Here is a 13421-nt window from a genome sequence, read left to right as displayed (position 1 = left end):
CCAGGCGGGCCGGGCGGATAACGGCCCGTGCGTCACGGGCCCCACGATGGCAGGATCGTGCCGCCCTGATGGCGTCATGGACCGGCGGGCTCGACCGTACATAGCGTGACGTTCATGTCACCGCCCGGCGTTCCTCCGGAATGGTCGTCCGCCGACTATTTCGACGACAGCGAATCCCTCCGGCCGTTTGCGAGCCGGAAAGAGGTGGTCGCGGCCATCCACAAGGTCGTCGCGTCGACGTCGCGGACGCGCTCCGAGCTGGCTCGGTACGCCGGCCGCCTTGTCCGGGCCGCCAATCGTCTTGCTCAGGCCGCCGATGCCACCAGGAACAGCGATCTGATGACCGCCAGTGCCACTCTGCGGAAAGCTGCGGACGCAGTGGAACACGCGCGTGCGCTGCTCGTGCAGAGCAAGGGATATCTCGACGGCCCGCCGCCTACCCGCGGCCGGCCGCGCCGACGGTAAACGGACGACTTCCGGCGGTGTCGGCGCTAGCTGCCGCGGCGCCGTTGGAAGATCAGGTGGGGTCTCGGTGCCCGCGACCATGTGCATGCCGCTGAAGGCGACTATCCGGATGTGTGGTTGTGCCGGAGAGACGCCCCAGCGAATCATCGAAGTTGGGCCGCAGGTGATGCGACGGCAGTTTCGAGTGTGCGGATGTCGTCGTCGGTGATGGATCCGCGCAGTTTGCCGACTATGCGCCAGTTCTGGGTCAGTTTGCCGTAGCAGCCGGCGATGGTGGGTACGCCGACGCCGAGTTGGGCGGCGATGAGGATCAGGTCGTGCTGGCTGCGGGCTCCTACGATGCGGTCGGTCGTGTCGCCCGGGAACAGTAGGTCGGAGGCGAATTTGTCGGCTTCGGCCTCGGCGGGGTCGGCGTAGTCGGGGGTCTCGAGGTCGAGGTAGCTGGCGCGGCGGGGGTGCAGGGCGATGTGCCCGATTTCGTGGAGCAGGCTGAACCAGAAGTTGTCGGGGCGTTTCTGCCGGGCGGTGATCCCGATCGCGGGGCGGTCTCCGGTTATCCACCAGGTCGCGGCGCCGACCCGGGTGCCGGTGATCTCCCGGACGAAGGTGAGGGCGACGCCGGCTTCGGCGAGCGCGGCGCGGGCGGCGACGAAGCCGTTGGGGACGCTCATGGTGGTGAGCCGGGGAATCGTTTTGGCGACGCCGCGTAGCGCCCGCGGGCTGAATGGCTCCACCTGTAGGCCGGCCGCCGACCGTTCGACGAGGCGTAGCCACAGGGCTGTGTTGGGTTCGTGGACGGTGAAGGCCTGGCTACGGCGGAAGGAGACCGACGGGCGAACCCAGGTCTGCTCGAACGCCTGGGGTGTGGCGACCTCGAAGAATTTGAGGATCTTATCGACCGCGGTGGTGCCCGTGTCGGTGGTGTCGAGGATGCCGTGCCGTTCGAGGGTGGGCCGGTCGAACTGGTCGGCCCATGGTTGGTAGCTGGTGAGTGCCTCGTCGGCCTTCCGGCGGCTCTCGAACTCCTGGTAGGCGGCGTCCCATTGGATCCAGATGTCGGCGGTGACGCCGAGCGCGCGTTCGAGGAGCACGGCCACGTCGGAGCTGATCCCGATCGACTGCTTGATGATCTGGTTGATGTGCTTGGCCGACAGGCCGGTGCGTTCCGCCAGTTCGGACTGACGTAACCCGCGTGCTTCGAGGACCTGGGCCAGGAGCAGGCCCGGATGCTTGGACCAGTTCGGGGTGAACTGCTTGCCGGTCATGGTCTGGCTTGCGCGAGGGCCGCGACGCGGACCCCGTGCACCTCCAGGTGGGTGACCTCTTCCGGGTGATCCTGCGCGGCGGTGACCTCACTGCCGTCGGCGCGGCGGCCGAGCACGACGAGGCTGACCCGCCGGTACTGCAGGATCAGCGCGGACCGGGCCGCCGGCGACGCCGCCAGCACGATCAGGCCGAGCGCGAGGACCTCGGCCAACGTCCTCGCCGCGGTGTGCAGCAGCAACTGCAGCAACACCATGACGTCGTTGGCCGCGTCGCGCCACCGATCCAAGATCATCCCATCCGATTCCAGCACCTGAGAGAGGCCGGGGTCGGGCACCGTCACGAGCACGTCGCCAAATATATCTTGCCGCCGGTGCGGCCCAGGGCAGGACTCGCCCATCAGTCGACACACAGATCTTAACCTTGCGCGCGACTTTTCATGCGCTACGATCTTCGCCGTACGGCCGCCCGAGTTCACCGATTCAGCGTCATTCATCTGGTTACGAGGAGGTTGCAGTGCGTGTTCACGTGTTCGCTGCGGGGGTCGGGGTCGCCGACACTCGCGAGGCCGAGCCGCATGTCCGGCTCGCTGAGCTGGTCGCGGTGGAGGAGGACGAGAAGGTGTACCCGGTCGACGAGGAGGGCGAACTCGACCTTGATCTGACGCTCGAGGCGTTGCTCACCGGCCGACCGGGCCACTTGGCCGTCAGCACCTGCCGCGAGGTCGCGGTGACGGTCGGGTACGCCGGCCGGGACGAGGTCGTTCGGGTTCACCCTGCGACGCGGCTGCGTCGGGTCCGCCGGCGGGCGATCGAGCAGTTCGGCATCAGCCCGGCCGACGCGGCGGACCTGGTGCTGCGGGTGCCCGGCGGCGCCGAGGACCTCGACCTGACCGCGCCGGTCAGCTCGATCGTGCCGAAGCACACCTGCGCGGTCACGGTGGACCTGGTGCACACGGTCCGGCCGCAGGGATGAGCACGATGCCAGAACCCGGCGGCGACCCGACTCTCGAGCGTCTGCGGCGGCATCTGCACAGCCCCGAGGTCGAGAACGGGGCCGCCGCCGGGTTCTGGCGCGTCATCGAGCTCGCCTGGCCGTTCCTGACCGTGACCATCGCCGTCGGCGACGACGCGGACTTGGGCATGCGCCTGCAGGTCGACGACTACCCGGTCAAGGCACCAGCCGGACAACCCTGGGACATCGCCACGGGCATGCCGCTCCCGGTGGAGCGCTGGCCGGTCACCGGCCGCAACCCGGAGGTCTTCCGCCCGGAGTGGTCGCCGAACAGCGGCAACGCCCCCTACCTCGCCTGCGACCGGATCGCCCTCGCCGGACATCCGGACTGGCCGGTCCAGCACCCGCAGCACGCCTGGAACCCTTCCCGAACAATCGGGTTCTATCTGCGGGAACTGCACCGAGCCCTGGAGTTCGGCCACCTGCCGCCGGCCGGAGCCAACCGATGACCGCGCGCCTGACGATCGAGCCGCAGCTGTTCGCCACCCTGATCGCCGGACTCACCGAACGCGGGCGCGGCAACCGGGAAAGCGGCGCCTTCCTGCTCACCGATCGCTCCCACCCCAGTGGGCAACTACCCCAACCGGTGACCGCGATCGCGTTCTACGACGACCTCGACCCCCTCTGCCTGACCGGCGCCATCACTTTCAGCGCCGCTGGCTACACCGCCCTGCTCGAGCGGTGCCGCCGCGACGGATTGCGAGTGGTAGGCGATATCCACACCCACCCGCACCACCATGTCCGGCAGAGCCCCATCGACGCCGCACACCCGATGGTCGCCCTCGACGGGCACGTCGCACTGATCGCGCCGCACTACGGCGCCGGCGTCACCGGCGTCGCGCAGCTCGGCGTCCACCTGCGCGTCGACGGCCGCTGGGCGTCCTTCTACGGACAGCGGGCCGAGCACTTCTTCCACATGCCCCGCCCGGCCGTCGGCCGTGCACCGTGGTGGCGCCGGCTGCTCTCACACCTACGGCCCCGCCGGCGAAACCAGGAGAAACGATGACCGTCCCCCTCACCGACACGATCAACCGCACCGCCCTGCTGGGCGTACAGGACGGCACCCAGCCGACCATCGACGCTGCGCTGACCACGCACGCCACCACCGGCATGGCCATCGTCGCGGACACGACGCCCATGAATCTATGCGGCCAGGCGGCGCTCTGCACCGCCGTCGCGACCGCCGTCCGCGCCTTCGGCCAGGTCACGGTCGTCGCCGACGGGAACACCATCCTGACCGCCGGCCCGCACCGAGGCCGCACCGTCGCCCAGATACTCAGCAGCGAGGGCGCCCGCCTCCTCGACCACCCCGGCGGCACCCCGGAGAGCTGGCCCACCCTGCATCTCGGCACGTCCCCGCCCGCCGCCGCTTCGAACACCATCCGGTTGACGGCGACCTGGAACGGGTGGGCCGCCCACGTCCAGCCAGCCGATGTACCTGCCGACGTAAGTTGTGGCGACAACGTGTTGGCCGCGATCGCGGCCGCGGCGCTCGGCGTGCACGAAGCCTTCGGCGCGGTCCGAAACCGGCCCGGCTGCGATGCCGGCCGGCGCACCATCACGCTGAACCTGTGGCACCCTGGCGACCGCACCGAGGGACCCGGGCTCACCCACGCCCCTTCCCAGTGGTGGCTCGTCGGCCTCGGCCACCTCGGCCAGGCCAACGCCTGGGTGCTGTCCTGGCTGCCCTACCCCGAACCCTCCGACGTCCAGATCGTCCTGCAAGACACCCAGCACGTCGTGGACGCCAACCACAGCACCGGCCTACTCACCCCGGCCCACCCGCAACCGCGCCGCAAGACACGCCTCGTCGCCGCGGCCCTGGACATCCTCGGCTACGACACGGTCATCGTCGAACGACGCCTCGACACCCACACTCGCGTCCTCAACGACGACGTCCACGTCGCGCTACTGGGCGTCGATGCCCTCGAACCTCGCCGCCTCATCTCCAGCGTCGGCTGGAAACTCGCCATCGACGCTGGCCTCGGTGCCGGACCCACCGACTTCAACGCCATCCTGCTGCGCCGGTTCCCCGCCGAGACGCCCAGCCATCAGGTGCCCGGCTGGGCGAACGACATCCCTCGGCCTCGCAACGCCGCCAGTCCTGCCCTGGCTGACCTCAAGCAGCGAGATCCGTGCGGGACTGTCCGGCTCGCCAACACCGCGGTCGGCGCATCCTTCGTTGGTGCCATCACCGCCTGCCTGGCGGTCGCCCAAGCCATCCGCGCCACGCTGACCACCGGAACCGGCTTCGACGTCATCAACCTGCACCTACAGTCGGACGACATCGACCTGGCACCACCAACACTCTCGACTGACGTGACGGCGATACGGCTCATCTAACGGGCGCGTCCGGCCATCTTTGCAGGTACGTGTCCCTGCAGCGCCGATCGCTGGCGCCCGGCGCGTCGGGAGGGGTCCGCGCCGGTGTCGAGATCATGTCTCCCTGGCCGCTGGCCGCCGACCGCCATCCGGCCGCAAGTTCAGGCGGATCACGCTCTGGGTGAGCGGCGAGAGGCTTCGGGCCATCGGGTGAGGCGTCGTCAACCGTCGATGAGCACTGGTGTCCTCGCTGGCGTTGACGCAGGGGTGTAGCTGTCCCTCGGTCGGCCGTGCGGGTGTACGGCGGCGCCCCCTACCGCCGTCATGATGGGCGGGTGCTGCTGGTCGCGCGTTCGGGCGGGGTGGGCTGTCGTCGGTTGCTGTTGGCGGATGGCGTCGAGGATGAGGTGGGCGGTGGCTTCGGCGGCCTTCTTGGCGTTTTCGGGTAGGACGGCGGTGTAGGTGTCGGCGGTGAAGGCGTAGCTGGTGTGGCCGAGCATGTCTTGGACGGTTTTGAGGTCGGCGCCGGCGGCCAGGGCGAGGGTGGCGGCGCCATGGCGTAGGTCGTGCAGCCGGATCGGGGGTAGTCCGGACGCGGTGACCAGGGTGGCGAAGCGGTGGGTGAGCCAGTCTGGCCGTAGCGCTTGCCCGTCGGGCGCGGTGAATACCGGCCCGCCCGGTCTCCAGCCCGCGTCGATGTCGCGCAGCAGGAGGCGTTGTCGGCGTTGGTGTTCGCGCAGTACGGCGGTGGTGGCGGTGTCGAGGGCGATGGTGCGTTGCCCGGCGGCGGTTTTCGGTGCGTCGAGGTAGGGCCGGCCGTGGGCGTGGGCGATGTTGTGGTTGACCGTGAGCGTCCTGTCGGCAAGGTCGAGGTCGGTCCAGCGCAGGGCGCACACCTCGCCGCGGCGCAGGCCGCGGAGGGCGGCCAGCCACCACAGGGCGAACAGCGGGTCGTCGCGGACGAACACCAGGAACTGCGCCAGCTGTATGGGCGTCCAGACCGCCACCGTCGGCCGCTGCCCGTCGTCGCGCCAGGCGGCGACCCGGGCGGTGGTCCATGATTGCGGCCGGTGTCGTTGCGGATGAGGTAGCAGGACCAGCCGGGCGGCGTTGACCTGCAGCAGGCCCTCCCGGATGGCCATGTTCAAGGCGCGGCGCAGGGTGGCGCGGATCCGTTGCAAGGTCACGGCGGCCATCGGGTTGCCGGACTTGGTGCGTTGCGCGGCGATCGCCGTGAACATGCCCTCGATGTGCCCGGCCCGCAGCCCGGCCAGCGGGTAGCGGCCGAGGTACGGGATCAGGTACCGGTTGACGTGGATGCCGTAGCCGGCGGCGGTGGACCGGCAGACCCGGCCGGGTAGGGCTTGCAGCCATTGCAGGAGCCATTGTTCGACGGTGACCCGGCGGGCGCTCCCGCCGGTAGCGACCGTGGCCAGGACTTCGTCGCGGGCGGTGGCGGCTTTGCGGGCGGTGCGGTAGCCGCCGCGCCGGATCCGGGTCGGGCTCGGCTGGCCGTCGTGGATCTGGACGGCGAAGTACCAACTGCCGTGCTCGGGATCATCTTCCAGCCGCGGGCACCGCCCGCCGAGGCGTTTGCCGGTCATCGGGTCGGTGCACCCGCACCTGCGGTAGACCCCACCCGTCTCGTTCGTGTTCATGACAGCCTCCCCCAGGCTCTCGATGGTTCATCACCCCTCACCGTCGCGCCGAGCAGGCCGGAAAGGAATTCGTTTGTTGGGGCCGATCCCACTCGTTGCCGGCGATGCGCAGACACTGCGGCACGATCGAAAATGAAGGCGGCCGTTGGCCCCTTTGCGCCGTTTCGCTAGGCTGCCGGGCCGTCGAACACTCGCGTGGTCGATGAAGCCGCAGAATTGGACTCACCGCGGTCTGGCCGGACGGGCTGCCACTGCTCTGGACTGGGGTTATCTGGAACAGACGAGCGCCCCAGGAGCGCCCCAGGTCCATAGTGGACATAGCGCGGCAGGCCTTGGGTTGCGTTTCCGCAGGTCAGTGTGATAGAAGGCAGGAGTACGGTTTGGAGGTGCTCGACTATACTGCGGACTTTTAATCCTTAGGTTCGGGGTTCGAGTCCCCGGCGGCCCACGAGTGGTTTGGGTGGAGTCTGCTCGCGGAGAGCGCGAGCCGGGACCACTCGTCATGCTGGCTCCGGGGGCCGAGCCCCCGGAAGCCCCGCGGTGCGGTGGTCCCGCGTCACAGGTGCGGTTCGCACGGAAGCGGATGGGGCTGCCCAGCTCGCGAGCACCTTGAGCCGCTCCTCGGACGCGCTGCCCGGTTCGGCGGTGTAGGTGATCAGGTTGTGCACGGCTCGGCCGGGCAGGGGCAGGTCGAGGGACTGGAAGGTCAGTTCCAGGTGGCCCACGTCGGGGTGCCGGAGCCGTTTGACGCCGTCGTGGCGGATCAGGACGTCGTGCGCGGCCCACCGGCCGCGGAACTCGGGGCTGAGGGTGGACAGCTCGCCGACGAGGTCGCGCAGCGCCCGGTCCCGCGGCTCGCGCCCGGCCTCGGCGCGCAGCAGGGCGGCGGTGGCACTGGCGGCGGCGTCCCAGTCGGCGAAGAAGTCCTGGGCGCCGGGGTCGAGGAAAATGTAGCGGGCGATGTTGGGCCGGCCGCGCTGGTCGATGGTGGCGCTGCCGAACATCGGCGCGTGCAGGGCTCGGGCCAGGGCGTTGCCGGCGAGGACGTCCGTGCGGCCATTGCGTACGAACGCCGAGGACATCGTCATGGCATCGAGCAGCCATTGGACCTGAGGCGGGAGCTCGGCATCCCGGCGACGCGACGGCGCGCGACCCTCGGGCCGCGATGACCGGGCCAGGTCGAACAGGTGAGTGCGCTCGTCGTCGTCCAGCTGCAGGGCCCGGGCGACCGCGTCGAGGACGTCGTCGGACACGCCGCCGATGTGACCCTTTTCCAGCCGTGTGTACCACTCCGTGCTCACCCCGGCGAGGACGGCGACCTCCTCGCGCCGCAGCCCGGGGACCCGGCGCCGGGCGCTGGTCGGCAGTCCGGCCTGCGCCGGGGTGATTTTGGCGCGCCGGCTGGCGAGGAAGTCCCGGATTTCCGCGCGCTGCTGGTCCATGTCCTTCACGGTAACCGCCGGCCGCGGCTCGAGAGGGGTTGCGGAAGTACCCCCGATAAGCGCGACCTTCTCCGGTGGCGGCGATCGCAGTTCCCTGGGATTCGAAAGCCGCGACGGCCGACGAACAAGGCAATGGAGACAGGGACATGACGAGCAAGACGCCGGCAGTGCCGGCAGTGGCGTTGGGCACGTGGGCCTGGGGAGACAGCGGCGAGGCGGGTGACGGCTATTTCGGGAGTCAATTGACCGCGTACGGGCGGCGCGAGGTCGCCGAGAAGGCGCTGTCGAACGGGTTCACTCTGTGGGACACCGCGGTGGTGTACGGCATGGGTCGTGCGGAGACTGCCCTCGCTCAGGCGCTGAAGGGCTACGCCCGCGGCGAGTACCAGCTGTCGACGAAGTTCACGCCGCAGGCCGCGGGCGACGGGGACGATCCTGTCGCGGACATGCTGGAGCAGAGCCTGGATCGATTGGGCACCGATTACGTGGATATGTACTGGATCCACAACCCCGCCGACGTCGCGCGGTGGACGCCGCGTCTGATTCCGCTGCTGCGGAGCGGCCAGATCAAGCACGTCGGCGTCTCGAACCACAACCTGAAGGAGATCGCTCTTGCCGATCAGATCCTCGGCAAGGCCGGCTTCCGGGTGGAGGCGGTCCAGAACCACTACAGCCTGCTATATCGAAGCTCTGAGCGGGCCGGCATTCTTGATCATTGCCGCGAGCACGACGTGCCGTTCTTCTCCTACATGGTTCTCGAGCAAGGGGCGCTGACCGGCAGGTACGGCCCGGCCCGGCCGCTGCCGGAGGGCAGCAGCCGGGCGACCGTGTACAACGGCGTCCTACCCCAGCTGCGGGCGCTGACGGACCGGATGGCGGCGATCGGCGCGGACCGCGGCGCGTTCGCCGCCGATGTCGCCACCGCCTGGGCCATCGCCAAAGGAACCACTCCGATCGTCGGGGTCACGAAGGCGGATCACATCGACGGGTTGGTCCGAGCTCGGGGCATCGAGCTCGCCGACGAGGAAATCGCGGAGCTGGAGGCGCTGGCCGACGCCGCCGGCGTCGACACGCGTGGCTTCTGGGAGCACGAGATGTAGCAGTCGGCGGCTATGGGGGTGCGAGGAGCGGGCGGTAACTGCGGGCGAACAACCGCGGCGCCGCGATGCGGAGGATGGTGTTTCGGGCGAACGACGGCATTGTCCGCGTACGGTCGCGCTCGCGCGCCTGCTGCTGCACCCAGGTCGCCCGGGGAGTCCGCCGTCGTTCGTACTCGGTGAGCGCCTCGGTCAAGGGCGCGGCGGAAAGCAGCTCCGCGAGAACGAGGGCGTCTTCGAAGGACATCGCCGCGCCCTGGGCCATGTTCGGCGGGCTGGCATGCGCGGCGTCGCCGACCAGCAACACCCGGTGCGCGATCCAGGTCGGCGGGGCGACCTGTTCGATCGGCGCGCGGTGGACGACGCCGGCCGCCGCGATGAGCGAGCCGACGGGTTCGGCGAAGCCGGCGAACTCCGCTCGCCAGTCCGGCGTCTCCGGCTGCGCGATGTCGGCGTAGCAATACACCTGGTCATCCTCGAGGGCGACGGCCAGGAAGCTGCGTCGCGGGCCGAGCCACGCATTCCAATCGATGATGTCGGGGCGGCCGCGCACCACGAAGCGCCAGCACATCTGACCCACCGGCTCGGCCCGCGGTCCGCCGAACACCAGATCACGTACGGCCGAGTGCACGCCATCGGCTCCGATCACCAGATGGTACGTCCGGCGCGAGCCGTCGGACGCGTGCACGAGCGGTGCGTCGCCGTCCCGGATCGACTGGACGGTGGTGCCCATGCGTACGGGAATGTCGCGTGCGGCGCGCCGCAGGACCCGATGCAGCGAGGCCCGGTGGACGCCGACGCTGTCCCCCATCCCGGGCCAGATCCGGCTGACGTCGAGGTCGGCCAGCCGTCGACCGTTACGGTCGTGGAGGCGCTGACGGCGTACGGGACGACCCGGCGCGTCCAGCCCGAGGTGTCCCAGCGCCCGCACGGCGTTGGCCGGCAGGAAGAGGCCGGCGCCGCCGTCCTCCCACCTGCGCTGCCGCTCGACGAGCTCGACTCCGATCCCCCGCCGATGCAGGGCCAGGGCGGTGGCGAGCCCGGCGAGCCCGGCACCCACCACCAGCACCCGCAGATCTGACCCGATCGTGGATTCCATGTCAGGGCCGGGCCTCGTACACGATGTTGAAGGCGGTCTCGGCGACCCGGCGGAAGGTGCCGAACCCGGCCTCGGTCGCGATTCGCGCGATGGGCTCCTCGCCGGCCTGGTTGCCCAACGGATCGGCGGCGTCCTCGGACAGCGCGTGCGGTACGCACAGGAACGTGGAGAACGAGTAGTAGACGCGCCCGACCGGGTTCAGGTTGTCGGCCACCGACCGGCCGGCGAACGGTTCGACGATCATCCACACCCCGTCGTCGGCGAGCGAGCGGCGGATGTGCCGGGCGGCGCCGACGGGGTCGCCCATGTCGTGCAGGCAGTCGAAGGTCGTGACCAGGCCGTACCGGCTGCCCGGGAAGTCCTGGGCGGTGGCGGTGCGGAAGTCGACCCGGTCGGTCAGACCGGCCGCGTCCGCCGTCTTGCGGGCCAGGGCGATCGACTCCGGGTGCGAGTCGTATCCCGTCACCGATGCCGCCGGGTACGTCCGCGCCAGGATCATCGTCGACGTCCCGAGTCCGCAGCCGACGTCGGCGACGGAAGCGCCGGCCGACAACCGCGCGGCCAGGCCGTCGATCGCCGGAATCCACGCGCCCACCAGGTTCGCCACGTAGCCGGGACGGTAGAACCGCTCGCAGCCGGTGAAGACGCCCGGGTCGTGGTCGCCCCAGGCAAAACCCTCTCCGGTACGGAAGGCGGTGCGAATCTTCGGTTCGTCGGCGAGGCAGGCCAGGGCGAGCTCGAACGCACCGGGCAGGGCCAGGCCGTCGGGGTCGGCGAACGCCGTCGCCTGCGCCGCGCTGAGCCAATACTTGCCGGTCGCCGGATCGTAGGAGACGTATCCGCCGGCAGCCTGACCGGCAAGCCACTCCCGGACGTACCGTTCGGCGGTGCCGGACTTCGCCGCCAGCTCGGCCGCGGTCACCGGCCCGTCGTCGGCGAGCGCCCGATACAGACCGAGCCGATCGCCGAGGACGACATTTCCGGCCGACGCGGTGGCGCCAAGGTCGCCGACGAACCGGCCCAGCAGATCATTGAGTTCAGCTTCATCAATCGCAGTCATGCGGTGCAGCCTGGCCGAGCCCCGTTGGCGGCCGGTTGGCGAAACCTTGGCGCTACCGGAGCAGGCCGGCCCACGCCTCGCGAAGTCCCGGCGACGGGCTGACCCCGAGCTCGTCGCGCAGCAGGACGCGAAGACGCTCGTACTGGGCGAGCGCCTCGGCCACGTTGCCGCGGGCGACCAGGGTGCGCATGAGCAGAAGGTGGGCGGTCTCCCGCAGCGGCGCCTGCTCGATCAGCTGGCGCGCGGCCCGCTCGGCGCCCGCGAGCTCGGTCCCGCCCATCTCCAGGCAGGCTGTCGCGTAACACTCCAACGCCCGCAGGTCGACCTCGGCCAGCCGGCGTCGCCAGACCTCCGACCACGCCGCGTCGGCCTCCGGCAGAAACCCGCGCCGGGCCACGAAGTGAGCGGACAGCGCCGGCGCCCAGGCGGCCCGCCAATCGCCCCGCGAGATCGCGCTCTCCGCCGCGTGGACGGCCGCCATCGCCATCTCCACGTCGACGATGACCGGCTCCGGGAGGACCAGACCCAAATGGGTACGGCCGGTGATCGTGCCCGGCTCCACACTCGCGCGCACCTTTGAGATCAGCGCGTTGAGCGCGGTGCCGGCCGCCGCCGGCGGCTCGTCACCCCAGAGTGCGTCGATCAGCACATCGCGGCTGACGGTCTGGCCCCTGACAAGTACGAGGTACGCGAAGAGCAGGCGGCCCTGACGACCACGTAAGGCCTGCTCCACCCGGCACCCGCGCAACTCGACGGCCAACGTTCCGCACAGCTGTACTCGGGAGGACTCGGGCACCGTGGACACACCTCATGGCAGACTCAATCAGAGACTACGCCGGGGAGGATCGGCGATGACGCGGCAGGTTCGATGCGAGTGCGGCTTCACCGCTCGCGGCGACACGGATGATGTCGTCATCCAGCAGATCCTGGATCACGTGGCGGCCGACCATCCGGAGCTCGTCGAGATCGAGACGGCCGACTACATCCGCGGTTGGATCGAGCTGCTGCCCGGGTGACGGGAGCTTCATGGCACAGATAGATCTCACCGGCCGCCGCGCCCTGGTCACCGGCGGCGCGCAGGGACTGGGCGAGGGCATGGTCCGCGCGCTCGCTGCGGCCGGCGCCTCGGTCCTCGTCGCCGACCTGCAGGACGACCTGGGCGGGAAGGTCGCCGAGTCGCTCGGCGCGGGCCACGGCTTCGTGCATCTGGACGTCACCGACGACGACAACTGGGCGGCCGCCGTCGAGCAGGCGATCGCGACGCTGGGCGGGCTCGACATCGTGGTCAACAACGCCGGCATCGAGATCACCAGCCTGATCGTCGACCTCGAGCCGGCCGCGGTACGCAAGATGCTCGACGTCAACCTGCTCGGCACCGCGCTCGGTCTCAAGCACGCCTTCCGCGCCATGCGCCCGGGCGGCGCCGCCGGGGACGGTGGAGTCGTCATCAACGTGGCCTCGGTGGCCGCGACCATCGCGTTCCCCGCCATCGCGGTCTATTCGGCCACCAAGTCCGGCGTCGACCCGGCTGACCAGGGTGGCCGCGATGGAATCCGGCACGCTCGGCTACGGCGTACGTGTGAATTGTATTTATCCCGGTCTCGTGCCGACGGCGATGGGCGCCGGCCTGGCCACCGATGTCGCCCGAATCGGGCTCTTCGCCTCGCCGGAGGAAGCCGTCGGCGCGGTTGTCGTCCGCACACCGTCCGGCCGGCTGGGTGAAGTCGGTGACGTGGCCGACGCCGTGGTCTTCCTGGCGTCCGACGCGGCCCGCTTCATCAACGGCGTGGGCCTGCCCGTCGACGGCGGCATGGGAATGTGAAGTGGCCGTGTCCCCGCCCGAGCCGCCGACCAGGCTCTTTTAAATGCGAAAAGCCCGCCCTGGTTTCCCAGGGCGGGCCTTTTTCCACGTTGAGTCCGGCGGTGTCCTACTCTCCCACACCCTCCCGAGTGCAGTACCATCGGCGCTGGAGGGCTTAGCTTCCGGGTTCGGAATGAGAC

The 13421-nt window shown here is 70.1% G+C and carries 15 protein-coding genes, 1 rRNA gene and 1 pseudogene; 9 read left to right on the top strand and 8 right to left on the bottom strand.

Translation table 11 applies throughout. The features are described from left to right. The first annotated feature begins 105 nt into the window (after nucleotides 1–105). Nucleotides 106–465 (top strand): hypothetical protein, encoded by a 360-nt coding sequence (locus tag ACFQS1_RS35130; RefSeq protein WP_378976340.1) that lies wholly within the window; start codon nucleotides 106–108, stop codon nucleotides 463–465. 143 nt (nucleotides 466–608) lie between these two features. Here ACFQS1_RS35130 and ACFQS1_RS35125 read toward each other — a convergent pair whose 3' ends face one another. Beyond that, entirely contained in the window at nucleotides 609–1730 is a 1122-nt protein-coding gene (locus ACFQS1_RS35125; RefSeq protein WP_378976338.1) for a HigA family addiction module antitoxin, read from the bottom strand. Continuing rightward, a complete protein-coding gene (locus ACFQS1_RS35120; protein WP_378976336.1) occupies nucleotides 1727–2077 on the bottom strand; it encodes a hypothetical protein in 351 nt (116 codons plus the stop codon). Before ACFQS1_RS35120 ends, ACFQS1_RS35125 begins: the two co-directional genes overlap by 4 nt. Nucleotides 2078–2244: 167 nt before the next feature. Between ACFQS1_RS35120 and ACFQS1_RS35115 the strand changes: the two genes are divergently transcribed. Genes ACFQS1_RS35115 through ACFQS1_RS35100 form a run of 4 tightly spaced genes read left to right on the top strand, consistent with a single transcriptional unit; the run spans nucleotide 2245 to nucleotide 5085 of the window. Continuing rightward, entirely contained in the window at nucleotides 2245–2703 is a 459-nt protein-coding gene (locus ACFQS1_RS35115) for a hypothetical protein (RefSeq protein ID WP_378976334.1), read from the top strand. Nucleotides 2704–2708: 5 nt separating this feature from the next. Further along, a complete protein-coding gene (locus ACFQS1_RS35110) occupies nucleotides 2709–3191 on the top strand; it encodes a DUF7665 family protein (RefSeq protein WP_378976332.1) in 483 nt (160 codons plus the stop codon). Next, nucleotides 3188–3748 carry a hypothetical protein gene (locus tag ACFQS1_RS35105; protein WP_378976330.1) on the top strand — a complete coding sequence of 187 codons (561 nt, stop codon included), beginning with the start codon at nucleotides 3188–3190 and terminating at the stop codon, nucleotides 3746–3748. The genes ACFQS1_RS35110 and ACFQS1_RS35105 overlap by 4 nt, the downstream gene beginning before the upstream one ends. Further along, nucleotides 3745–5085 carry a hypothetical protein gene (locus ACFQS1_RS35100; RefSeq protein WP_378976328.1) on the top strand — a complete coding sequence of 447 codons (1341 nt, stop codon included), beginning with the start codon at nucleotides 3745–3747 and terminating at the stop codon, nucleotides 5083–5085. Before ACFQS1_RS35105 ends, ACFQS1_RS35100 begins: the two co-directional genes overlap by 4 nt. A 200-nt stretch (nucleotides 5086–5285) precedes the next feature. Here ACFQS1_RS35100 and ACFQS1_RS35095 read toward each other — a convergent pair whose 3' ends face one another. Both ACFQS1_RS35095 and ACFQS1_RS35090 read right to left on the bottom strand, forming a co-directional pair. Continuing rightward, a complete protein-coding gene (locus ACFQS1_RS35095; RefSeq protein ID WP_378976326.1) occupies nucleotides 5286–6722 on the bottom strand; it encodes a tyrosine-type recombinase/integrase in 1437 nt (478 codons plus the stop codon). Between the two features lie 500 nt (nucleotides 6723–7222). Beyond that, the gene (locus tag ACFQS1_RS35090; protein ID WP_378976324.1) at nucleotides 7223–8164 is read right to left on the bottom strand and encodes a helix-turn-helix transcriptional regulator; all 942 of its coding nucleotides are present in this window, start codon (nucleotides 8162–8164) and stop codon (nucleotides 7223–7225) included. Between the two features lie 74 nt (nucleotides 8165–8238). On the opposite strand from ACFQS1_RS35090, the gene ACFQS1_RS35085 reads away from it, so the two are divergent. Continuing rightward, nucleotides 8239–9264 (top strand): aldo/keto reductase, encoded by a 1026-nt coding sequence (locus ACFQS1_RS35085; RefSeq protein ID WP_378976323.1) that lies wholly within the window; start codon nucleotides 8239–8241, stop codon nucleotides 9262–9264. Between the two features lie 10 nt (nucleotides 9265–9274). Here the strand turns inward: ACFQS1_RS35085 and ACFQS1_RS35080 are convergent, their stop codons facing one another. The 3 genes from ACFQS1_RS35080 to ACFQS1_RS35070 are packed head-to-tail and all read right to left on the bottom strand — an operon-like array spanning nucleotide 9275 to nucleotide 12069. Continuing rightward, nucleotides 9275–10360: an FAD-dependent monooxygenase gene (locus tag ACFQS1_RS35080; protein WP_378976322.1), complete on the bottom strand. Its 1086-nt coding sequence runs from the start codon at nucleotides 10358–10360 to the stop codon at nucleotides 9275–9277. Nucleotide 10361: 1 nt separating this feature from the next. Next, nucleotides 10362–11420 carry a class I SAM-dependent methyltransferase gene (locus tag ACFQS1_RS35075; RefSeq protein ID WP_378976321.1) on the bottom strand — a complete coding sequence of 353 codons (1059 nt, stop codon included), beginning with the start codon at nucleotides 11418–11420 and terminating at the stop codon, nucleotides 10362–10364. Nucleotides 11421–11472: 52 nt separating this feature from the next. Continuing rightward, nucleotides 11473–12069 (bottom strand): AfsR/SARP family transcriptional regulator, encoded by a 597-nt coding sequence (locus ACFQS1_RS35070; protein WP_378976320.1) that lies wholly within the window; start codon nucleotides 12067–12069, stop codon nucleotides 11473–11475. Between the two features lie 202 nt (nucleotides 12070–12271). Here ACFQS1_RS35070 and ACFQS1_RS35065 point away from each other — a divergent pair, with 202 nt between their 5' ends. From ACFQS1_RS35065 to ACFQS1_RS35055, 3 genes and pseudogenes are all read left to right on the top strand, one after another. Next, complete coding sequence (locus ACFQS1_RS35065) at nucleotides 12272–12436, top strand: DUF1059 domain-containing protein (RefSeq protein WP_378976319.1); 165 nt, start codon at nucleotides 12272–12274, stop codon at nucleotides 12434–12436. 10 nt (nucleotides 12437–12446) lie between these two features. After that, nucleotides 12447–12884: pseudogene (locus ACFQS1_RS35060) on the top strand (SDR family NAD(P)-dependent oxidoreductase); the annotation flags it as partial. Between the two features lie 82 nt (nucleotides 12885–12966). After that, the gene (locus ACFQS1_RS35055) at nucleotides 12967–13242 is read left to right on the top strand and encodes an SDR family oxidoreductase (protein ID WP_378976318.1); all 276 of its coding nucleotides are present in this window, start codon (nucleotides 12967–12969) and stop codon (nucleotides 13240–13242) included. A 93-nt stretch (nucleotides 13243–13335) separates the two neighbouring features. On the opposite strand, the gene rrf is transcribed toward ACFQS1_RS35055, so the two are convergent. After that, nucleotides 13336–13421 (bottom strand): 5S ribosomal RNA (gene rrf / locus ACFQS1_RS35050); the annotation flags it as partial.

Origin of the sequence: Paractinoplanes rhizophilus (genome assembly GCF_042664765.1) — a bacterium.
Lineage (GTDB): Bacteria > Actinomycetota > Actinomycetes > Mycobacteriales > Micromonosporaceae > Actinoplanes > Actinoplanes rhizophilus.
The sequence above is the reverse complement of the archived record's forward strand: the minus strand, read 5'-3'. Positions and strand labels throughout refer to the sequence as shown.